Raw genomic sequence first — 22,891 nt, 5'->3', positions numbered from 1 at the left:
CGTGGAGCCCGTTCGTCCGGAGTCCGGCGACCTCCAACTGGCGGCCAGGGCCCGCGAGATGGAGCGCTACCGCTTCACGGTCACGCGGCCGGTCGCGGTGTTGATGGTGTTCCTCGCGGTGGTGGTGTTCGGCGCGTTCAGCATCCGCCTGCTGCCGCTCAACCTGATGCCCGACATCAGCTATCCGCGCCTGACGGTCCGCACCGAGTACCCCGGCGCGGCCCCGGCGGAGGTCGAGAACAACGTTTCTCGGCCCATGGAGGAGATCCTGGGGGTGGTCACGGGGCTGACGCGCATCGACTCGGTGTCGCGCGGCGGCTACAGCGACGTGATCCTCGAGTTCGCCTGGGACACCGACATGGACGAGGCGAACCAGGACGTCCTCGAGAAGATCGACGCGATCAAGCCGACGCTGCCGACCGAGATCAAGCAGCCGCTGATCCTGCGCTACGACCCCACGCTCGATCCGGTGCTGACCCTCTCGATCCACTCGCCGATCGAGCCGGATCCGGACAAGGCCCAGGGGGGCGTCGACGACCCGTTCGCCGGCACCTCGGGGCTCAAGTACCTGCGGCGGATCGCCGACCGCGACATTCGCCGCTTGCTCGAGCCGCTCGAGGGCGTCGCCGCGGTCAAGGTCAAGGGCGGCCTCGAGGAGGAGATCGAGGTCCGGCTCGACGAGGACCAGCTCCGCCGCACCAACATCAACATCGACACCGTCATCAAGCGGCTGCAGGCGGAGAACATCAACCTCGCAGGCGGCAGCATGCGCGACGGCCGGACGCGCTACCTGGTGCGCACGGTCAACGAGTTCCGCGACCTCGACGACATCCGCGACCTCGTGGTCGTCTCGCGCGACGGCAGGGACATCAAGCTGCGCCACCTCGCCGAGGTCAGGAGCGGCTTCAAGGACCGCGACGTCATCACCCGCGTCGACGGCCGCGAGGCGGTCGAGATCGAGGTCCACAAGGAGGCCGACGCCAACATCGTCGACATGGCCAAGCGGGTCACCGACGCCGTCGAGCAGCGGGTGCAGCCGCGGATCCTCAAGGAGTACGGGGCCCAGGTCGACATCCTCACCGACCGCTCGAAGTTCATCGAGTCGAGCATCGACGAGGTCCGCGGCACCGCCCTGTCGGGCGGCATCCTCGCGGTCATCATCCTGTTCCTGTTCCTGCGCGACGTGAAGACCACCCTCATCGTCGCCATCTCGATCCCGATCTCGGTGCTCGTCACCTTCGCCCCGCTCAACATCGCCGGGGTCTCGCTCAACATCATGAGCCTGGGCGGCCTGGCGCTCGGCATCGGCATGCTGGTCGACAACTCGATCGTCGTGCTCGAGTCGATCCACCGCTGCAAAGAAGAGGGCGACGACTACATCCGCGCCACGGTGCGCGGCGTGAGCGAGGTCGGCAGCGCGGTCATCTCGTCGACCCTGACCACCGTCGCGGTGTTCTTCCCGATGGTGTTCGTCGAGGGCATCGCCGGGCAGATGTTCGGCGACCTCGGCCTGACCGTGGTGTTCAGCCTGCTCGCCTCGCTGGCGGTGGCGCTGTTCCTGATCCCGATGCTGGCCTCGCGTCGGTTCGTCGGCGGGCCGCCGTCGAACGAGAAGCCCGCGGTCGGCTTCTGGCGCTCGCTCGGCCGGCTGTGGCTCGACTGGGAGTCGCTGCGCGACCTCCGGCGGGCGATTCGCCCGCGCTGGTGGTGGCTCACGGTGGTGCCGATCGTCTACGGCCTGCTGCGCTTCGTCCTCCACTTCGTGTTCGAGCTGCTCGGCAAGCTGTTCACCGCGCTGTTCCTGCTGCTGAGCTATCTCGGCGTGCGGGCGGTGCGGGCCGGCGGCTGGCTGCTGCGCTGGCCGCTGATGCCGGTGCTGTTCCTGTTCGACGGCCTGCTGCGCATGCTCGAGACCGGCTACCCCAAGCTGATCCGCTGGAGCCTGCGCAACCGCATCGTCGTCTACGCCCTGACCCTCGGCACCGGCGCCGCCACCCTGTGGGCCGCGCCCCGGCTCGACAGCGAGCTGATCCCCGAGCTGCACCAGGGCGAGTTCACGGTCGAGATGAGCCTGCCGGTCGGCACGCCGCTGCTGGCCACCAACGAGACCACCGCGCCGCTCGAGCGCGAGCTGCTGGCCAGCATCCCCGACCTGCGCACGCTGATCTCGACGATCGGCAGCCAGCGCGACTCGAGCGAGGCCGGCGAGCGCGGCGAGCACACCGCCCGCCTGCGCGTCGCGCTCGGCGAGAAGCGGGCGCCGCCCGTCAAGACCGCCGAGGCCGACAAGGCCGAAGGGGCAGGTTCCGAAGGACAGGACGCAAAGGACAGGCCCGAAGGGGCAGGTCCCGAGGGACAGGCGAAGCCGGAGAAGAAGCTCGACCCGGCGGCGGCGGAGGAGGCGGCGCTGGCGGTGATCCGGCCGCTGGTGCGCGGGGTGCCGGACGCGATCGTCCACGTCACGCGGCCGGTGCTGTTCTCGTTCGCCACGCCGATCGAGGTCCAGGTGCGCGGCTACGAGCTCGACGAGCTGCGCGAGGCGACCGACGCGGTGCGCGACGAGCTGGCGGGGATCGTCGACCTGCGCGACGTCAAGACGTCGATCCTGCCGGGCAGCCCGGAGGTCCAGATCGTCTACAACCGCGACGCGCTGGCCCGCCTCAACCTCGACATCCGCTCGGTCGCCGAGCTGGTGCGCAACAAGGTCCAGGGCTTCGAGGCCACCAAGTACAACCGCAAGGACCGCAAGATCCCCGTGCGCGTCCGGCTCAAGGACATCGACACCGCCACCGTGCGCGAGCTCGAGGACCTGGTGGTCAACCCGGGCCAGGCGCGGCCGGTGCCGCTGTCGGCGGTGGCCGAGATCACGCTCGGGCGCGGGCCCAACGAGATCCGGCGCATCGGTCAGCAGCGGGTCGGCCTGGTCACCGCCAACCTGGCGGGGTCGGGTCTCGGCAGCGCGGCGCGCGAGATCGACGAGCGGCTGGCCAAGCTCAACCTGCCGGCCGGGGTGACGACGGCGGTGACCGGTCAGAGCGAGGAGTGGGAGACCTCGTCGCGCTCGCTGTACCTGGCGCTCGGCCTGTCGATCTTCCTCGTCTACGTGATCATGGCCTCGCAGTTCGAGAGCCTGATGTACCCGATGATCATCCTGATCACGATCCCGCTGGCGCTGGTCGGCGTGGTGTGGACGCTGCTGCTGCTGAACGTGCCGGTCAGCGTCCTGGTGATCCTCGGGCTCATCTTGCTGGCGGGCATCGTCGTCAACAACGCGATCGTGCTGGTCGACTACGCCGGCCAGCTCAAGGAGCGCGGGCACAGCACCGACGACGCGCTGGCGCTGGCCGGGCAGGTGCGGCTGCGGCCGATCCTGATGACGACGCTGACCACGGTGCTCGGCCTGGTGCCGATGGCGCTCGGCCTCGGCGACGGCGCCGAGCTGCGCACGCCGATGGCGATCACGGTGATCGCGGGCCTCAGCTTCTCGACGCTGCTGACGCTGGTCGTGATCCCGACGATCTACGCCGGGGTCGACCGGATCTTCGGCGGCGGCGTGCCGGAGTCGCGCGAGGTGAAGCTGCTGCGCGAGGTGCGGGCGGTGACGCCGGAGCAGCTGGCCCCCGAGGTCGAGGTGCCGAAGTGAGCGGCTCGTCCGTCCCGGGGCCGGAGCTGCGCGACAACGGCATGGTCCACCTGTCGCTGGTGCGGCCGGTGACGATGCTGATGGCGCTGCTCAGCGCGGTGGTGATCGGCGTGGTCGCGTTCTTCGGGATCCCGCTCGAGCTGATCCCGTCGGGCTTCTCGCCGCCGTTCCTGATGATCGAGGTGCCGTACCCGAACGCGACGGCGCAGGACATCGAGGACCGGATCACGCGGCCGCTCGAGCAGTCGCTGGCGACCACGCCGGGGCTCGAGGAGATCAGCGCGACCTCGCGGGCCGACCGCGCCAGCGTGACTCTGGTGTTCGAGGGCGAGACCGACATGGACGTCGCTTACCGCGAGGTCCGCGACCGGGTCGCGCGCGCGCGGCCCGAGCTGCCGAGCGACGTGCAGCGGGTGCGGATCAACAAGCAGTCGGGCGCGGGCATCCCGGTGGCGTTCTACAGCGTGACCTGGGACGAGTCGATCGATCTGCCGCGCGACCGCGTGCAGAAGCACCTGGTCCGCGCCATCGAGCGCATCGACGGCGTCGCCCTCGTCAACCTGTGGGGCAAAGAGGATCGCGAGATCCGCATCGAGCTCAACCGGCCGCTCGCCGAGGCGGCCGGGGTCAACATCTTCACGCTGGCGCAGAAGCTGTCGCAGGCCAACTTCAACCTCGCCAGCGGCGAGATCCGCGACCCCGACGGGCGCTTCGTGGTCCGCTCGCTGGCGACCTACCAGACGGTCCAGCAGCTCGAGGACACGATCGTCGGGCAGAAGAGCCTGCGGCTCAAGGACATCGCCGACGTCGTCTACGACTACCCCGAGAGCGACCGCATCGACCGCTTCAACGGGCGGCCGTCGATGGTGCTGTTCGTGCTCAAGGAGTCGCAGGCCAACACCGTCGAGGTGTGCGACAAGATCCGCGAGGCGGTCGAGGCGGCGGTGCAGGAGCCGGGGCTGACGGGCTTCGACGTCAAGGCCTTCTTCATGCAGGGCGACGCGATCCGCTACTCGCTCAACCAGGTCACCGACTCGGGCCTGCAGGGCGGGGTGCTGGCGATCGTGGTGCTGCTGTTCTTCCTGCGCCGGGTCCGCCTGACGCTGTTGATCGCCGCCTCGATCCCGCTGTCGATCTTCCTGTCGCTGCCGGTGATGTACTTCCTCGACCAGTCGATCAACATCATCTCGCTGCTCGGCCTGATGATCTGCGTCGGTCTGGTGGTCGACAACTCGGTGGTGGTCGCGGAGAACATCGACCGCTACCGCGAGCGCGGCATGGGCCCGTACGCGGCGGCGCTGCACGGGGCCTCGGAGGTGGCGCTGCCGATCACTCTGGCGACGCTGACGACGATGATCGTGTTCGCGCCGGCGGCGCTGCTCAGCTCGGGGCCGACGCAGTTCTTCATGATCCGCATGGTCACGCCGGTGTGCGTGTCGCTGCTGGCCAGCCTGTTCGTGGCCCTGGTGCTGGTGCCGATGACCAGCGCGATGGCCCTCGGCACGCCGGACCCGCTGCGCTGGCGCGCGCTGCTGGCGGTCGACGCCTGGTGGAAGCAGTGGATGGGCCGGCTGTACACGGCCACGCTCGGGCGGCTCAACGCGTGGTACGGGGCGCTGCTGCGGGGCAGCCTGCGCCGGCGCATCGACGTGGTGATCCCGTCGCTGCTGATGCTGGTGGCCACGTGCGCGATCCCGATGCAGCACGTCAAGTTCTCGAGCGGCGAGAACATGGGCACGCGCAACTTCTGGGCCTACTACTCGATGCCCTCGGACATCACCAAGGCCGAGGCCGAGAAGTTCTTCGGCGAGGTCGAGCGGTCGATCGCCGAGGTCAAGGACGACTACCGGATCTCCGGCCAGTACATCGGCTTCGACGGCAGCTTCGCCCAGGTGCAGGTGTTCTTCGAGCCGCAGGAGCCGGGCGAGCGGCCGTTCAACGAGGTCCGCCAGGAGGTCTACGACAAGATGCCCAGCCGGCCGGGCTGGGTGAAGGAGGCCCGCTTCGGCGGGGCCGACGGCGGCCAGGACAACACCTTCATGGTCACGCTGTACGGCGACGACCACCGCTCGGTGCAGGAGGCCCGCGAGGCGCTGCAGTCGGCGCTGCAGCAGCAGCCGGGGGTGCTCGGGGTGTCGAACCGGGGCTCGGACGCGGTCCGTCGCGACGAGCTGGCGCTGGCCGTCGACCGGACGATGACCGAGCGGTTCGGCATCCCGGCGGGCAACATCGCCAGCTCGATCGCATACGCGATCCGCGGGCAGGTGCTGCCGCGGTTCCAGAGCGCCACCGAGGACCGCGAGATCGAGGTCCGGATCCGCTACCGCAAGGAGGACCGCGAGCAGCTCGGCGAGCTGCTCGAGTTCAAGGTGCCGAGCGAGAAGAAGCCGGGCACGGTGGTGCCGGTGCGGGTGCTGACCGAGATGACGGTGCAGAAGGGGGAGCAGGCGCTGATCCGCAACGACAAGCGGGTGGCGGCGCTGATCCGGCTCGAGCTGGCCGAGGACGACCGGCTGGCGGTCATGGACAAGCTGCGCCAGTTCATCGCCACCTACCGCCTGCCCGCCGGCATCAGCTTCGACGCCGACCGCGACACCCGCGAGACCGACGACCTGCGCAACGACATGGTCGGGGCGATGATCCTGTCGACCGCGTTCATCTTCCTGGTGATGGGCTTCTTGTTCGAGAGCTTCATCCTGCCGATGAGCGTGCTGCCGTCGATCCCGCTGTCGTTCATCGGCGTGTGGTGGTTCTTGATGCTCACCGGCTCGCCGATCGACGCGCTGGCGGTGATCGGGATCCTCCTGCTGCTCGGGGTGGTCGTGAACAACGGCATCGTCCTGGTCGACTTCATCAACAGCGCCCGCGCCTCGGGGCTGTCGCGCGAGGAGGCGATCGTCCAGGCCGGCATGCAGCGGTTCCGCCCGATCTTGATGACCGCGCTGACCACCGTCGGCGGCATGATCCCGCTCGCGTTCACCACCCCGAACGGCGAGGGCCTCGACTACGGCCCGTTCGGCAAGACCCTGGTCGGCGGCATGACGACCGCGACGGTGCTGACGCTGGTGGTCGTGCCGGTCGCGTACACGTACTTCGACGACCTCCGGATCGCCGCCGGCGAGTGGGCCCGCCGCGTGCTGTGGCGCCGCCGCTGAACAGTGATAGGTTTCCGGCTCGGAGAGGGTGTCTCATGAGCCAGGTTCCCAGGATCGGCGCCGGCCTCGGCGCGCTCGCGCTGGCGGTGCTGGCGGCCTGCCCGTTCCCTCGCGCGACCCAGAGGCCGATGCGTTCGAGCCAGCTGCTGGCCCACGCGGGCGAGCGCAGCGACACCGTGGCGATCCTGCTGCAGGGCCACGGCGACGCGCCGGAGGAGTTCGTGCGCCACGGGTTCGTCGCCGAGCTCGAGGCCGCGGGGGTCGACGTGATCCTGGCCGACGCGCACTCGGGCTACTACGCCGAGCAGTCGACGGAGGTGCGGCTGTGGAGCGACATCGTCGCGCCGGCGCGCGCGGCCGGCTACGCGCGCGTGTGGCTGGTGGGCATCTCGATGGGCGGGATGGGGGCGATCTGGACCGCCTCGATGCACCCGGGCGAGGTCAGCGGGGTGGTCCTGCTGGCGCCGTATCTCGGGCGCCGGCGCACGCTGCGGGCGATCGAGGAGGTCGGCGCGCCGGCCTGGCAGCCGCAAGCGGAGGCGGGGCCGTGGGACTACGAGATCTGGCGCTGGCTCAAGCAGGCCGGCGCGGCCCAAAATCCGCCGATCTTCCTCGGCTACGGCACGCAAGACGCCGACCGCGGGCGGGCGCTGCTGGGCCAGCTGCTGCCGCCCGAGCGCGTGTTCACCCGCCCGGGCGGGCACGACTGGCGGACCTGGACCGAGCTGTGGCACGTGATGGCGGCGAAGGTGCCGTGGCGCGGCGAGGACCCGCGGGCCCCGGGCGCGGGCCCGGTGCTGCGCACTGCCGACGAGCTGTGCCAGGACAAGGGCTTCGACTTCGCCTACGACCCGGCCGGGGTGCCGGTGGAGGGCAGCGGCGATCGAGGGTGCGGCTTCGGGCCGGGCACGCCGTGCGTGCCCGAGACCAGCGACGCCTTCTGCGACGGCGTCTCGATGGTCGCCTGCGAGCGCGGCAAGATGACGGCGACGAACTGCGTCCAGCACTGCCGGCAGGTCGGCGACCCCGAAGGGAACTTCCACGACTCCGGGCGCTGTGCGATCCGCAAGGACGAGGCCGCCTGCGTCTGCTGCGACCGCGACCAGCCGGGCTGCCTGCTCTGAGTGTGCTAGCGTTTGCGCTGACGACGGGCCGCGGCGCCGCAACGGTTGCGGGGATCGGGCCTGTCCTTTCAAACATGGACTTTTGGCTATGTATTTTCGGACATGGTTCTTGATGCTGGTGGGCGCGGCGCTGGCGGGCTGCGGCGACCCCTCCGAGCCGATCCTCACCGACAGCGGCGCGACCCAGACGACGACCGCCGCGCCGAGCACCGACGGCGCGAGCTCGACCGGCGGCGCGAGCACGACCGACGGGGCTGGCGGATCGCACGCGTGCGGGTCGCTGCTGGCGAACAACGACGCGGACTGCGTGTGCGACCCGGGCTACGAGCGCTGCGAGCCGGGCACGGACAACACCGACTGCTGCAAGAAGCAGGGCATGGGCGACGGGGCGTGTCCCGATCCGAACAGCACGCTCGATGGCGAGGAGTGCTTCTGCAACGACGGCTACACGTGGTGTAACCCGGACAGCCCGGACGACCTGTCGTGCTGCGTCGACCCCGACCAGACCACCGCGACGCCGACCGAGGCGACGAGCGACGCGACGAGCGAGGGGACCAGCGGCGGCGAGGCGTGCCCCGACGCGGTCGATCCGCCGCCGAGCTGCGCCGAGGACAGCGAGAGCTTCTACTGCACCAACCCGAGCTCGTGCGGGCCGCAGGGCAGCGCGCATTACGTCTGCGAGGGGGGCGTGTGGGCCCCTGACACGTCGCTCGACCAGACCTGCCAGCTCGACGGCTACGACTTCGCGTACGGCTGCGTCGACGACGGCGGCAGCATCTACGTCGAGTGCGGCTCGGGCTCGGGCGCGGCCTGTTCGGGCGAGGCCCCGAGCTGCCAGGACGCGAACACCTGGGTCGGCTGCAAGTGGGGCAAGACGAGCGAGGTCGACTGCTTCGTCGCGTGTACGGAGATCGGCGACGACATGGGGGCGACCTACGACCACGGCGCGTGCGAGGTGCAGGACGGCGAGGCGGTGTGCGCCTGCTGTGACGCGGGCGACCCCGGTTGCCCGATCTGACGCGCGCTCGCGGCCACTGGCGCGGCCCGGGCGGCAGGACGTACTCTCGAACGCGTCATGCCGCGCGCCCCCGTGCCCTCGTATTACTTCGCCCTCGTGGTGGTCCGCCGCGGCGACCGGTTCCTGGTCGTCCGCGAGGTCAAGCACGGGCAGCTTTGGTACCTGCCCGCCGGGCGCGTCGAGCAGGGCGAGTCGCTGTTCGAGGGGGCGCAGCGCGAGGTGCTCGAGGAGACGGGGATCCCCGTCGAGCTGACCGGCGTGCTGCGCGTCGAGCACACGGCCCACGCCGAGATGACGCGAGTGCGCGTGTTTTTTACAGCGGAGCCGACCGACGACCGGCCGCCGAAGTCGACCGCCGACGAGCACTCGCTCGAGGCCCGCTGGGTGACCCTGGCCGAGCTGCGCGCGCTGCCGCTGCGCGGCGAGGAGGTCGAGGAGCTGTTCGTCGCGGTCGAGCGCGGGCTGCCGGTCCACCCGCTGTCGGTGATCACGCCCGAGGGCGCGCCCTGGCGGTGAGCCGAGCGCGGTCCGATCGGCGCGGCCGCGAGCTGTGATACGAGCGAAGGTCGATGCGGGCGAGCCTCTTCGCGGTGGCGCTGTTCGGCTGTCGGGTGCAATCGTCGGCCCAGGCGACGCCGACGACCCCGCCCGCGCCGCGGACCATGGGCGAACAGTGCCGCTCGCAGGGCTTCGACTTCGCCTTCGACGACCGCGACCTCGGCGAGGAGAACGTGCTGATGCGATGCGGCAAGGGTCCCGGGACGCCGTGCGAGCGACAGCAGCGCCACTGCGCGGGCCGGATACTCGTGCGCTGTGATGCCGGCAGGCTGGCCGACCTCGACTGCAGCGAGTGGTGTCGGCACAGCAGTGCCGTCATGAGCCTCGACGTGGACGGCACCTGCGGCGAGCGCGACGGCACGGCCGAATGTGTATGCTGTGCCGCCGGTGAGCCGCCTTGTCCAAGCGAGCCGACGCCAATTCGCAGCGTACCGATGTCGCCGCCGATGGAGTGATGCTCAGCGCCGGCGGCGGCGCCACAGCAGCGCCAGGACCACCACGACGCTGGCCTGGCAGACATGTCCGAACAGCCAGCCGCCGCGGGCGTAGATCGTCGGCGCCGAGGCGGTGTCGCGGCCGAGCTCGAGCTGGACCACCAGGTGCTCGGGCGGCACCGGGGCGTCGACGCTGACGGCGCGCAGGTCGGTGGAGGCGACCACGCGACCGGCGCGATCGACCAGCGAGCTCGGGCCGGAGTTGACGGCGCGGAGCACGGGGATCCGGTGCTCCACCGCGCGGAGCTGGGCCAGCGCGAGGTGTTGCCACGGCTCGGCGGTCGCGCCGAACCACGTGTCGTTGGTGAGGTTGACGAACGCCTCGATGCCGCCGGGCTGGGCCGCGACGGCGCGGGCGAACGCGGGCAGCACGTCCTCGTAACAGACCAGAGGGCCGAACGCGATCGGCGGCGCCTCGCTGCCGGCCGGACCTGGCCGAACGAGCAGGCGACCCGGGCCCGCGCCGCGGAAGTTGTGGGCCATGCCGGGCACCAGGCCCTTGGCCCACTCGGGGTCGACCAGCGGAATTTCTTCGCCCAGCGGGACCAGGTAGATCTTGTCGTAGCGGCCCACCACCTGGCCGTCGGCGGCCATGTTGATCACCGAGTTGTAGCCGTACAGGTCGCTGTCGGCGGCGGTGCCGGCCCCGAACAGCGTCGGCAGCGAGTGGCGGCGGAGCACGCGGTCGTCGTCGCTGAAGTCGCGCTCGAACGGGCGGTTCAGCGACCACGGGAACATGTTCTCGGGCCACACCACGAGCTCGGCGCCCTCGGCCTCGGCGCGGGCCGACGGCTCGCGCAGGCGCTCGAGCTTGGCCGGGCGGTCGAACCACAGCAGCGGGATGTTGGGCTGGACCAGGCCGACCGCGACGGTGCGGACCGTCTCGCCGGCGAGCGACGCGATTCGCCAGCCGCCGAGCGCGAAGCTGGCGAGCGGGAGCGCGAGGGCCAGGGCCGCGAGGCGCAGCCGCCCCGGGCCGCGCGCGCGCCAGGCCTCGCCGAGCAGCACGCCGCACAGCAGCATCGGCACCTCGACCAGCTGGGCCCCGCCGAGCTCGGCCGCCTGGATCCACTCGGGCCGGGCCGCCAGGCCCATCGCCAGCGAGAACGGGAACAGCATCGGCCACGACCACCACAGCCCGGACAGGACCATCGGCATGACCCACAGGACATGTCTCGAAGGACCTGTCCAGGCGGACGCCATGGCCGTCCACGCGGCCAGCGGCGCGGCGGTCCAGGCCGCGAACACCACGAACAGCGGGACGCACAGCCACAGATCGAGCTCGCCGAAGGTGTGGAGGAGATCGACGATCCAGGGGTAGCCGATCGCGCCCATCACCAGGCCGGCGACGAGGCCGAGGCGCAGGGCCGCGCGCCAGCGGGGGGTCTCGCGGGCGGCGACCCACAGCGGCGCGACCGCGAGCCAGCCCAGCGCGGGTGCGCCGTGCGGCAGGAACGAGGCGGCCAGGAGGGCGCCGGTGCCGGCGGCGGCCAGGAGGCGGAGCGTCGGCGCGCGGTCGGAGGGCACGCGCGAGAGTATTCCGCGCGCGGTCGTCCCCGCAACCTGCGCTTGACTCGCCGGGCCCGGCCGATAGCCTCATCGCCCACCATCGGAGGCGCCATGCCCAAGCTCAATGCCATCCTCGCGGTCGAGAAGGGCCGCCGGACCGAGCTCCACACGCTCATCACCAGCCTTCACAAGTCGACGCAGCAGCCGTCGCTGATGACGGGCCACCACAAGAAATTCACGCCGCGGCGCGAGGACGGCGAGACCTTCCCGGACGACTCGCAGGTGGTGCAGCTGACCTACGAGTCGGCGATCAAGGACATCACGGGGGCGCTGGTGTCGCTGCTCGACACCGTGGCCACCAAGGACTGGTCGAACTGCCAGGCGCGGGCCGACGTGGTGGTCGACGGCAAGGTGTTCCTGCCGCAGGTGCCGGTGACCTACCTGCTGTTCCTCGAGAAGGAGCTGCACGACCTGCAGACCTTCATCGAGAAGATGGTCGAGCTCGACCCGGCCGAGCGCTGGTCGTACGACGCCGGCACGGGGCTGCACCAGAGCGACCCGGTGCAGACGCAGAAGACCAAGAAGGAGCAGCGGCCGATCGTGCTCTACCACGCGACCGAGCACCACCCGGCGCAGACGCAGCTCATCACCGAGGACGTGGTCGTCGGCCACTGGACCACGACCAAGCGCAGCGGCGCGATCCCCCGCCCGCGCAAGAAGGCGCTGCTCGAGCGCATCACCAAGTTAGGCGAAGCGGTCAAGTTCGCCCGCGAGCGCGCCAACACGATCGAGGCCACCGAGGTCGGCGCGGGCCGGCGGATCCTCGACTTCATCTTCGAAGGGGCCCAGGCCGAGGGCCCGGTGACCAAGTAGGGCCAGGCGCCCGCACGACCTCGCAGCCGCGAAGGAGGCCATGAATTCCCGACAGGGAGACAAGCTCAAGCTGGAGTTCAATCTCAGCAGCCAACCACGCGAGCCATGAAGGTTCGAGTCCTTCCCCCGACATCGCACGCGCGTCGGGGTGGCGAAACGGTAGACGCACCTTCACCTGGCGGTGAGGGCGGTTCGCAGGGCTTCAAGCTCATCTTCTCTCCCAAACTCAAGACAGGTCGGACGGAGCTCTCTCGACGCCCAGCCACACCCCGATCCGAGATGCCGGTTAGATTCCGGCCTGGCACGCCAATCGTATGTGCCGGTGGTCCAACGTCAAGACGCGGGTCTTCAGATCTAAGGGCTGGAAAAGGCCGTGAGCCTCGAATTCCGACCCCGCGGACGCAAGTGCCGATGGCACCCAGGTCCGCGGACCCCAGGGGCTCCAGGGTAGGCTACACTCTGGAGCTCCGCCTATTTGGTCAGCATGAACTTTTGGCCAGGTGAGGGGGGGCGCGGCGGTGGAGGTCTGCGCGGCCTGGCGCGATGGGATGAGCGCGGACGTGAGTCGGGGCGCGGCTTCATCGTGACGGTGCGTGACGGTGTGGTTGATCCGTCGCAGCGCACGGGCGATCGTCGGCGTTGCGGCGCCCTTGGCGATCGTTGTATGGTCCGGCTCGCGTGTCTGCTGCGTCCCCCCGCTCAGTGATTCGCCCGCGCGTGCTGCCGCGTGCGCGTAAAGTGCAAAAGGTCCCGTTCGTCGAGCTGTACGCCGGCCGCCTGCAGGGCGTCGTCTCGAGCGGCTCGGACGAGGAGCGGGTGTACGTCTCGTACTTCGAGGCGGGCACGGGCAACTTCTATTGTAGTACGAACAACAACCGCCCCTGCGGCGGCCTGCGCGGCTCGCCGTGCAAGCACTTGATCGAGCTGATCAACGAGGGCGTGCTGCAGTACGGGCCGGCGCGGGTGATCGCGTACCTCGGGCTGCAGCAGGCCGAGCCCGACAAGGTGAAGACCGGCGCCGAGTTGGTCCGCTTCATCAAGGGCGGGCCGCACAAGGTCGAGGCGGGCATGGTGTTCAGCCGCTTCCTCACCTATCTGCAATACGTCAGCGTGGCGCCGACCGGCGTGCCGCTGCCCGACATGGCCTGGTTCGTGCGCTGATGCCTTTGACGGATCTGAAGAGTGTCCCCGAGCCGGTCGTGCAGACCGCCGAGCTGATCGGGCACCTCGACGAGGTGTTCGAGTCCGGGTTCGGGCGGCTGTCGAGCGCCAACCTGCAGACCCTGGCGTCGCTGGCGGCGAGCTTCGCCGGCACGCCGCTGGCCGAACCGCTCGACGCGGCGATCGCCGGGCTCGGGCGCTCCGAGTTCGTCGACCGTCACTTCGCAGTGATCGCGGGGGCGCGGGCGGCCGCGCACGGGGCGATGCACGACGCCCTGGTGGCCCAGGCGAGCGCGGCGCTGGGACGGCCGCGGGCCGAGCTCGAGGCGCTGGCGAACACGCCGGGGCAGGCCGCGCCGCCGCGGGCGGCGGTGCTGCTCGAGAGCGTGCGGCAGTGGTTGATGGAGCTGGCGATCGCCGGCTTCGCCAACCTCGAGGTCGGGGCGCTGCTGCCGTTCCAGGCCACGCTCGACGCGATCATGGCCGAGCCGGCGCTGGTGCGGCACGCGGCGCTGCTCAGCGGCTTCCTCGACGAGCTGCTCACCGTGTTTCCCGCGCACGGCAAGCCCGAGGTGCCGCGGCTGCGGTGGGTCGATCTGTGGACGCGCTCGATGGTGCTGTCGCTGGCCCCGCCGGCGCCGGCGGCCACGCGCGAGGTCAAGGGCGAGCTGCGGGTGTTCGCCACCGACCTGCGGCAGCACGACCACGTGGTCTCTCTGGTGGCCTTCGGCGCGCTGCACGAGGCGGGCAAGCCGGCGCGGGTGGTGCGTACCAGCGTGTCGGCGTTCAAGGTCGACGTGCTGCAGGGCGACGATCTGGCGGGGCTGCTCAACGAGGTCGGCGGCAAGCTGCTCGAGGCGATCGCCGGCGGGCAGGGATTGAAGATCTCCGGCATGTTGTTGCACGCGACGGGCGACCTCGTGTGGCAAGAGGCGCGCGCGGAGGTGCTGCCGGCCAAGTTGAAGCTGGCCGAAGAGGCAGCCGCGGTGCTGACCTCGCCGACAGCGCTGCGGCCGAGCGCGCGGCCCGAGGATCGCCACCCTGCCGTCGTCGAGGAGCTGGTGTGGCTGCCGGGCGATGGTTACGCGGCGGTCGGCAAGGAGGCGCGCGAGCTGTCTCTCGGCGGGCAGCCGTTCCCGGTGGCGTTCGAGCGCTGGCCGAGCAGCGACGACCTGGTAGCTGCGGATATCGCGGGCAGCAAGGGCCTGGTGGCGCTGTTGCGGTTCGACGGCGGGCGCTGGTCGCTGCAGCCGGTGATGATCGACAAGGGCAAGCCGGTGCCGCGGATGGTCGGCACCGGCCTGCAGGCGGGCCGCGGCAAGGCCAAGGGCGGCAACCTCGCGACCCTCAAGGAGCGCGCCGGCAAGCTGCTGCGCAAGAAGAGCTGACCATGAGCGCTGCCGATCCCGAGCTGATGCAGCGGGCCCGTCAGGGGCTCTACTGGCGGTTGATGTCGGCCCTGTTCGAGCAGGGCGACGCGGCGCCGAACCTCGAGTCGCTGGCGCGCGAGCTGGCGAACACGACCGACCTGCCGGTCGAGCTGCTCGACCCGAAGGTGACCGTCGACGTGCTCGTGCACCGCTTCCCCAAGCTGAAGCCCGAGTTCTCGCGGCCCTTGCCCGGGTTCGAGCCGCCGGCGCTGGACGGTGAGGCGCCGCAGCCGTCGGAGAGCCCGACCGATCTGAAGAGCACGGTGCAGCGGGCGCTGGTCGTGTCAAAACTGCTGCTCAACGCGTTCGGGCCCAACACGCAGGGCTCGGTGACCGCGCAGCAGTACGGCGCGTGGGCCCGCGACGTCGAGTGGCTCGAGGGCGCGCTGGGGCTGCCGCCGGGGTCGTTGCGGCAGAGCGGCAATGCGCAGAGCTCGGGGCCGCCGTCGGGCGGGGGCGGCGAGGCGACGCGGCCGCCGATCGGCGACGACGAGCTCAAGGCCGGCCTGGCGACGCTCGAGGCCGACATGATCCACCGCATGGATCTGCGCGAGGTCCTGAAGGACCCGGTGCTGAGCGAGCGGCTGACGCCGTCGATGGCGCTGCTCGAGCAGATCCTGTGGGACAAGGGCAACCTCAGCGGGCCGGCGCTGCAGAACGCCAAGAAGCTGATCGCCCGCTACGTCGACGAATTGTCGAAGGTGCTGAAGCTGCAGATGCGCCAGGTGACGTCGCGGGTGCACGACAACCGGGTGCCGCCGCGGCGGATCTTCCGCAACCTCGACATGAAGCGGACGATCTGGAAGAACCTGACCAACTGGGACCCGAACGAGCGCCGGCTGTACGTCGACCGCCTGTTCTACCGCCGCACCGGCAAGAAGAGCCTGCCGACCAAGCTCATCATCATCGTCGACCAGTCGGGCTCGATGACGTCGGCGATGGTGCAGACGACGATCCTGGCGTCGATCTTCGCCGCGCTGCCGAAGGTGATCGTCCACCTGTTCGCGTTCGACACCCGCGTCATCGACCTGACGCCGTACGTGCACGACCCGGTCGAGACCCTGCTGCGCACCAAGCTCGGCGGCGGCAACGACATGCGGCTGGCGCTCGACCTGGCGGCGCCGTGCATCGACTCGCCGCAGAACACCGCGGTGGTCGTGATCTCCGATTTCTATGACTGGAGCGACTTCTTCTCGGTGCTGCGCCAGTGGAAGGAGTCGGGCTGCCACCTCATCCCGGTCGGGTCGCTGCACACGACCGGGTACTTCGCGGTCAACCCGGAGTACGCGGCGAAGTTCAAGGAGATCGGCGCGCCGATCCTCAGCGGCAGCCCCAAGAAGCTGATCGAGCAGATCAAAAAGGTGATGTAATCGCCATGGCCAAGAAGATCGCGACCCCCGCTACGACTGATTCCGTGCCTGCGCCCGCGCCGGCGACCAGCGAGACCAAGCTGCGCATGCCGGCCGAGGAGAAGTACGCGGCCGAGCTGGCGTACCTGGCCGGCGTCGACAAGGACCCGCGGCCGTTCTTGTGGCGCCTGTCGCCGCGGATGATCCGCACGTTCATCCTCGGGGCTGGCCCCGGGGACAGCTTCGACCGACCGATCGCGCAGAAGTTCTTCGGCGACGCGTCGCTGGTCGAGCGGGCGATCGTGACGCTGGCGTCGGACCGCGGCCTGCTCCTCATCGGCGACCCGGGCACCGGCAAGAGCTGGCTGGCGGAGCTGCTGGCGGCGGCGACCTCGGGCAACTCGACGCACGTGGTCCAGGGCACCGCGGGCACCACCGAGGACCACATCAAGTACTCGTGGAACGTGGCGATGGTGATCGCCAGCGGGCAGTCGCGCGAGTCGATGATCCCGTCGCCGATCATGACCGCGATGCAGCGCGGCGAGACGGGCCGGTTCGAGGAGCTGACCCGCTGCGGCTCCGACGTGCAGGACGCGCTGATCTCGATCCTGTCGGAGAAGTACATCACCATCCCCGAGCTGCGCGGCGACGAGGGCGTGGTCTACGCCAAGCCGGGCTTCAACATGATCGCCACCGCCAACAGCCGCGACCGCGGGGTCAACGAGCTGTCGACGGCGCTCAAGCGGCGCTTCAACTTCGTGACGATCCCGATCGTCACCAACAAGAAGTCGGAGAAGGAGATCGTGCTGTTCCGGACGCGCGAGCTGATGGCGCGCCACACGATCGACGTCGACGTGCCGCCGACGATGCTCGACATCCTGCTGCAGACGTTCGCCGACCTGCGCGAGGCGACCGCGAACACGACGTCGGAGGACCAGCGGCTCGAGTCGTCGCTGTCGACCGCCGAGCAGATCGGCGTGCTCGAGGACGCGCTGCTCCACAGCAACTTCTTCGGCGACAAGGCGCTGCAGCCGGGCACTCTGGCGCGCTCGCTGGTCGGCACGCTGGTCCGCCGCGTGCCCGAGGACGTGTCGATCCTCAACAAGTTCTGGCACGCGCCCGCGGCCGAGACCGACGGGGTCAAGAAGCGCAAGAAGGGCGAGGAGGCGGCCGTCGCGGCGCCCGCGAAGGGCGAGAAGTCGCCCGAGTGGCAGGCGTTCGTCGCCGGCGGCAAGCAGGCGCTGTCGTCGTTCAAGTAGGCGGTGCCCAGGTGAACTCGATCCTCGACCCAGCCCTCCTCGACCCGGCGCTGCAGGCCCTGCGCACCCAGCTCGAAGCGGCGGCGGCGGCGTTCGCCGGCGACTCGGCCCACCTCGGGGCGCTGCTGCGCGCGATGCTCGAGGACGTCCAGCGCGCCACCGCGGAGCCGGTCGAGGTGTTCCCGGTCAAGCACCACTCGCCGGCGTCGGCGCTGCACATGCTGCGCCGGCTGCGAGCGCGCGCGCCGAAGGTGATCTACATGGAGGGCTGCGAGGACCTCAACGCCTCGCTCGCCGGCCTGCACCACTGCCGCTTCCCGGTCGCGCTGCAGGCGTTCGCCCCCGAGGCGCCGGCGTTCCCGGCCGACTGGACGCCGCTCAACGTGGTGCTGCCATTGACGGAGTTCTCGGCGGAGTACCAGGCGATCGCGTACTGCCTGCAGAACCCGGGCACGAAGCTGGTGTTCGTCGATCGCTCGGTCGACCACGTGTTCCAGTGGATGCCGAAGGGCGGCCCGCCGCCGGGCGAGGACAGCGGCGAGGCCGACGACGGCGGCGAGGAAACGGAGCCGGCCGAGACGGCCGGCGAGGGCGAAGGCGAGGGCGCGTCGACGGGCAACACCGGCAACCTGCACGGCGGCGCGGTGGGCCTGCAGATCGGCGACATGCAGCCGACCTTCGGCGACTTCCTCGACGTGCTGCTGCGCAACGCCAAGGTGCGGCACTACAGCGAGTGGTGGACGCAGTACGTCGAGGGGCCGACGCTGGCCTGCGACTACGGGACGTATCGCCAGGTGTTCTTCCTGATCGGCTCGCTGCTGCGACGGATCGGGATCACGGAGAAAGACCGCGTCGCCGACTGCGAGCGCGAGCGCTACATGTGGACGCGGATCCGCGAGCACATGAAGGCGCACAAGATCGACCCGCGCGAGGCGATGTACGTGTGCGGGGCGATCCACGCGGTCTCGCCGATCGCCGAGTTCGGCTCGAAAGGCGCGACCTGGACGGTGCCGGCGAAGACGCCGACGCAGTGGTTCTACGGCGTGGTGCCATCGAGCTACGCGGCGATCGAGCGCCAGTTCACGCTGCCGGCCGGCGAGATCTCGATCGCGCAGTCGATGTGGGACAAGGGGCTGCAGGCGCTCGAGCTCAAGCCTTTCAAAATCGAGGCCGAGAAGAAGGCGGAGGGCGAGGGCAAGCCGACGGTGCGCAAGAAGGCCGCTCCGGCTGCGAGCGCTCCGGCGGCGCCGGTGGAAGTTCCGCCGGCGGTGAGCGGGGCGGGGCTGCGCGAGTTCTTGACCCGCCCGCCGACCTTCGTCACCGCCGACGACGAGCAGCTGATGCGCTGGTGCATCGAGATCGTCCGCCTGGCGCGCAAGCACGGCTACAACGCGTCGACGGCCGACACGATTGCGATCCTTCACACCTCGACGCTGCTGGCGCGGCTGCGCGACCGGCCGCACCCGTCGCCGTACGACTTCCAGGACGCCGCGGTGACGTGCCTCGAGAAGGATCGCGTGCCCGGCCGCCGCGACGTGCGGCGGCTGTGCCAAATCTTGCTCGGCGGCGATCGCCTCGGCCGCGTCGGCTACGAATCACTGCCGCCCCTGGCGCAGGACGTCTACGACCGCCTGGCGGTGCTCGGCATCAACCTCAAGTCGAGCCGCATCGAGCGTGCCTTGCTCGACATCCAGGGTCGACCGGAGTTACTCCCGGCGTCCGACTTGCTGTGGCGGCTGCGCTACCTCGGCGCGGGCGTGCGGCCGATCATGGGCGAGCGCACTCTCGGTCACAAGCCGAAGCAGGAGTCGTGGGACATCGAGATCGGCAAGCACCAGGGCTCGCTGATCCAGCTCGGCTACGAGGGGCTGACGATCGAGCAGGTGCTCGAGAAGCGGCTCAAGGCCAAGGCGTTCGAGGCGACGTCGCGGGCCGCGAAGGCGCTCGAGGCAGCCGAGGACAGCGTGCTGTACCTGCGCAGCGGGCGACTGACGCGCGAGCTGGGGCTGCGCGCGACGGAGCTGCTGCGTGCGGAGCTCGGTGGCAACGACGCGCCGGAGATCTTCCAGCGCGTGCGCGGCCTGGTCCACTACTACCGCACTCTGGGAATGCCGGATTGGATCAAGGACTTCGTGTCCACCGGCTATCGCCACTACGCGACGCTGCTGCCGACTGCGTTCACCGATCGCGGCACTGCGCCGCGTCAGCTGGCGGCGATGCTGGCGTTCATCTTCACGCAGGAGGCGCTGGCGTTCTCGATGGGCTGCGAGCGCAGCCAGCTGCTGATCGCGGTGGCGCAGGCGGAGCCCGAGGACCCGCCGAAGATCGCGCTGCGCTGGGCGGCGCAGTGGATCCTCGGCCAGCGCAGCGAGGACGAGATCCGCGCCGACTTCCAGCACCTGCTGAGCAGCTCGATGCTGCTGCCGGCCTTCCCCGAGTACATGGCGGGCTTCCTGCTCGCGCTCGAGTTCACCCCGCGGATCTCCCGGCTCGCGGTCGAGTTCCTCAGCCGCGCGTTCGCGGCCCTGCCCGACGAGGTGCTGGTGCCGTGGCTGCCCAAGCTGGTGGTGACGCTGCGCCCGCTCGGGCCGGGGGTGATGCAGACGCTGGTCAAGGAGGCGGGCCTGGCGTTCCCGCGCGACCTGGCCAAGTTGCCGGCGTGGGAATTTTCGTGGGACCGCAGCGTACCGGTGGCGCCTCCACCTGCCCCGAAGGCCAGGAGCGAGGCGAAGCCGACCGCGAAGGCGACCGTCGCGGCGCCGGCCGTCGAGCGCTCTCCGGCCGAGCTGGCGGTGGCGACGCTGCTGCGCGCCGAGCCGGCCACGCTCGACGCGCTCGCGGGGCTGCTCGGGGTGCCGACGACATGGGCCGCGCTGGCGCCGGCCGGCGAGGCGAGCGCGGCGACGAGCGAGGCCGAGGCGGTGGCGAGTGAGTCGCTCGAGGTCGCGGAGGCGAGCGTCGCCGACACGCCGCTGGCGCAGCTGCTGGCCGCCCACCCGGAGGCGCTTCAGGCCCTCGCGGCGCGCTTGCAGGCGCTCGCGTGAGCCCGGCTGTCGGTCCTGGCCGGCGCTTGCGGGCGCTCGCCCGGGCGTGCCACGCTCGCGCGGTGCGCTGTCTCGTCGCGTGGCTGATGCTCGGTTCGTTCGCCGGATGTGCTGGCTCGAAGGACATGTCGCAAGGTGCAGCTCCGGCGAACGCGGAGCGGCCGGAGCCATCGGCCGCGGAGGTGAGCGACGCATCGGCGCCGGATGAGCACGCGAGCAGGGAGCCGACAGGGAGACCCGATCCGTCAGCGCCGGCGGGCGCGGACGCGAGTGCAGGCGCCTCGGGGCAGCCCGACGCAGCCACGCCGGAGGTCGGGCCAGTCGCGTCGGCGCAGGCCGTCGCTCCGCCCGCGAAGGTCCCGCCCGCGCAGCTGCTCGGGCGCAAGCAGGCGGCGATCGAGGCGCAGCTCGGGCCGCTGCAATTGGCAGACGGATGGGCCCGCCCCGCCGACGGCGCGCTGGCGCTGCAGTTCCGCGGCGGGCGCTGCGTCGGTCTTCGCGGACATGTTCCGGAGGACATGGACTGCGCCGCGGTGGCGGCCTGGCTCGGCTTCGAGGCGGCGACCTTCCCGCTGCGCCGCTCCGACCGCTGCGAGTGGCCGGGGATCAGCCTCAAGCACCGCCTCGCCGACGGCGTAACCGGCAGCTACGTCCCCGCCACCCGCGAGTACGCGCTCACCCTTCAGCGATGACGGCGAGGAGGTCGAGCGTGGGGCACGGACGAGCCGCCGTGCGAGGATGATCTTTTAAAGATGACCTGAAGGACAGGTGCTGTTGAGCCGCGGCGAGAGTTCGGCGAGAAAGCTGTCCTCGCGGACAGGTCGGCCGCGACGGTCGCGCCGGGCGCCCCGAGCGCGTGGAGAGCTCCCCATTCTCGGTCTGCGCTGCGGGTTTCTCCCGGGTCTGCGGCGACTCGTGCGGCGATTGCGCGAAGTCGCACCCCGTTCCTTGCGCGTTCGCGGCGGTCGCCTTGCCAAGGCCAACCCGGTGTGGTCTCGTCAGCGCGGATGCGCCTGACGGGCCTCGCGGCGAGCTGTCTCTTCGGACATCTCGTCGCGGCGTCGGGCTGCGGCGGCGACCCGCGCGGGCCGGCCGAGCGGGCCGAGCCGCCGGTCGAGCCGGTGCTGCACGCGGGCGACTTCGCCGACCCGCAGGGCGGCCAGCGCTTCGACGGGGACGTGCGGTTCGCCGGCGGGGCGACGATCGGCGCGCGGCAGGTGACGCCGGCCGACCCGCGCCCGGGCGAGGCGATCAAGGTGCGCTTCGCGGCCACGGGCATCGGCGCCGGCGCGCGCCTGCGGGTCGGCCTGCGGGCGCCGCAGATCGCAGGGCTGCAGGAGGCGCGCGGCCAGACGAGCGTACCGCGCGGCCCGGTCGACGATCCGCGCGACCGCTTCGTCGAGCTCGCGGGGCCCGTCGAAGACGCGGAGGTCGAGCTGACGCTGGCGTCGCCGTGGCACGCCAGCCACGCGGTGATCGTGGCGGAGCTGGTCGGCGACGTGGCGGTCGCGGGGCCGCGGCGGGCCGACGGCGTGGCGATCCTCGCGGCAGTGCGGGTGGCCGGCGGGCCGATGCAGGTCACTGCGCCGCGGGCGAACAGCATCACGGTCGACGGCGTGCTCGACGAGGCGACGTGGAGCGGCCAGACCGGCGTGCCGTTGACGCTGTCGCTCGACGGCGAGCCCGACCCGACGGCGACGACGAGGGGGCAGATGACGCCGTTCGGGTCGCTGTCGCCGGGGCTCGGCACGCGGGTCGCGTTCGCCTGGGACGACGCCTTTCTCTACGCCGCCGCCGACGTGCCCGACGACGACCTGTGGACCGAGTACACCCAGCAGGACGACCCGCTGTACAAGCAGGAGGCGTTCGAGCTGTTCGTCGCGGCGACCAATGAAGGGCGACGCTACCTCGAGTATCAGGTGTCGGCGCGCGGGGTCACCTTTGACGCTCGCTTCCCGCGCTATCGCACCGGCGACGAGGCCTGGGACTCGCGCTGGCGCACGGCGGTGCAGGCGGACGGCACCATCGACGGCCCGCGCGACCGCGACCGCGGCTTCGTCGTCGAGGTGGCGATCCCGTGGGACGAGCTGTGCGCCGAGACCGAGCTGGCCTGCCCGCCGCGCGCGGGAATGCAGCTGCGGGTCAACGCGTTCCGCCTCGAGCGGGTCGGGCGCAAGCGGGCCGTCGGCCTGTCGCTGAGCCCGACCCGCGCGCCCGACTTCCACGCCTGGGACAACGCGGCGGTGCTGCGGCTCGAGTGAGGGGACGATGCTG

The 22,891-nt window shown here is 70.9% G+C and carries 15 protein-coding genes; 14 read left to right on the top strand and 1 reads right to left on the bottom strand.

Features of this window, described 5'->3' with window-relative positions; all coding sequences use genetic code 11:
* Nucleotide 1: 1 nt before the first annotated feature.
* From OV090_RS14225 to OV090_RS14200, 6 genes are all read left to right on the top strand, one after another.
* Nucleotides 2–3,643, top strand: a complete 3,642-nt coding sequence (locus OV090_RS14225; protein ID WP_267704168.1) for an efflux RND transporter permease subunit — start codon at nt 2–4, stop codon at nt 3,641–3,643.
* Nucleotides 3,640–6,798 carry an efflux RND transporter permease subunit gene (locus tag OV090_RS14220; RefSeq protein ID WP_267704167.1) on the top strand — a complete coding sequence of 1,053 codons (3,159 nt, stop codon included), beginning with the start codon at nt 3,640–3,642 and terminating at the stop codon, nt 6,796–6,798. Before OV090_RS14225 ends, OV090_RS14220 begins: the two co-directional genes overlap by 4 nt.
* Before the next feature lie 35 nt (nt 6,799–6,833).
* Nucleotides 6,834–7,922 carry an alpha/beta fold hydrolase gene (locus tag OV090_RS14215; protein ID WP_267704166.1) on the top strand — a complete coding sequence of 363 codons (1,089 nt, stop codon included), beginning with the start codon at nt 6,834–6,836 and terminating at the stop codon, nt 7,920–7,922.
* An 88-nt stretch (nt 7,923–8,010) separates the two neighbouring features.
* On the top strand, nt 8,011–8,940 hold the full coding sequence (locus OV090_RS14210) for a hypothetical protein (protein WP_267704165.1): 930 nt from the start codon (nt 8,011–8,013) through the stop codon (nt 8,938–8,940).
* A gap of 57 nt (nt 8,941–8,997) precedes the next feature.
* Nucleotides 8,998–9,456, top strand: coding sequence for an NUDIX domain-containing protein (locus OV090_RS14205; RefSeq protein ID WP_267704164.1), 459 nt, complete (start codon nt 8,998–9,000; stop codon nt 9,454–9,456).
* 53 nt (nt 9,457–9,509) lie between these two features.
* Complete coding sequence (locus tag OV090_RS14200) at nt 9,510–9,953, top strand: hypothetical protein (RefSeq protein WP_267704163.1); 444 nt, start codon at nt 9,510–9,512, stop codon at nt 9,951–9,953.
* Nucleotides 9,954–9,956: 3 nt separating this feature from the next.
* On the opposite strand, the gene lnt is transcribed toward OV090_RS14200, so the two are convergent.
* Entirely contained in the window at nt 9,957–11,519 is a 1,563-nt protein-coding gene (gene lnt / locus OV090_RS14195; protein ID WP_267704162.1) for an apolipoprotein N-acyltransferase, read from the bottom strand.
* Between the two features lie 93 nt (nt 11,520–11,612).
* Between lnt and OV090_RS14190 the strand changes: the two genes are divergently transcribed.
* The 8 genes from OV090_RS14190 (at nt 11,613) to OV090_RS50650 (ending at nt 22,878) form a co-directional block, all read left to right on the top strand.
* On the top strand, nt 11,613–12,374 hold the full coding sequence (locus tag OV090_RS14190; RefSeq protein ID WP_267704161.1) for a hypothetical protein: 762 nt from the start codon (nt 11,613–11,615) through the stop codon (nt 12,372–12,374).
* A gap of 738 nt (nt 12,375–13,112) precedes the next feature.
* Entirely contained in the window at nt 13,113–13,535 is a 423-nt protein-coding gene (locus OV090_RS14185; protein ID WP_267704160.1) for a hypothetical protein, read from the top strand.
* Nucleotides 13,535–14,923 (top strand): hypothetical protein, encoded by a 1,389-nt coding sequence (locus OV090_RS14180; RefSeq protein ID WP_267704159.1) that lies wholly within the window; start codon nt 13,535–13,537, stop codon nt 14,921–14,923. Before OV090_RS14185 ends, OV090_RS14180 begins: the two co-directional genes overlap by 1 nt.
* 2 nt (nt 14,924–14,925) lie before the next feature.
* Nucleotides 14,926–16,335: a VWA domain-containing protein gene (locus OV090_RS14175; RefSeq protein ID WP_267704158.1), complete on the top strand. Its 1,410-nt coding sequence runs from the start codon at nt 14,926–14,928 to the stop codon at nt 16,333–16,335.
* Between the two features lie 86 nt (nt 16,336–16,421).
* Nucleotides 16,422–17,573: an AAA family ATPase gene (locus tag OV090_RS14170; protein ID WP_346660391.1), complete on the top strand. Its 1,152-nt coding sequence runs from the start codon at nt 16,422–16,424 to the stop codon at nt 17,571–17,573.
* A gap of 11 nt (nt 17,574–17,584) precedes the next feature.
* Nucleotides 17,585–20,617 carry a DUF5682 family protein gene (locus OV090_RS14165; protein WP_267704156.1) on the top strand — a complete coding sequence of 1,011 codons (3,033 nt, stop codon included), beginning with the start codon at nt 17,585–17,587 and terminating at the stop codon, nt 20,615–20,617.
* Nucleotides 20,618–20,799: 182 nt separating this feature from the next.
* Nucleotides 20,800–21,309 (top strand): hypothetical protein, encoded by a 510-nt coding sequence (locus tag OV090_RS14160; protein WP_267704155.1) that lies wholly within the window; start codon nt 20,800–20,802, stop codon nt 21,307–21,309.
* Between the two features lie 297 nt (nt 21,310–21,606).
* Nucleotides 21,607–22,878 (top strand): carbohydrate-binding family 9-like protein, encoded by a 1,272-nt coding sequence (locus OV090_RS50650; RefSeq protein WP_267704154.1) that lies wholly within the window; start codon nt 21,607–21,609, stop codon nt 22,876–22,878.
* Nucleotides 22,879–22,891: the final 13 nt, after the last annotated feature.

Source organism: Nannocystis sp. RBIL2 (assembly GCF_026626745.1).
In the GTDB taxonomy this organism is placed as follows: Bacteria; Myxococcota_A; Polyangia; order Nannocystales; family Nannocystaceae; genus Nannocystis.
The sequence above is the reverse complement of the archived record's forward strand: the minus strand, read 5'-3'. Positions and strand labels throughout refer to the sequence as shown.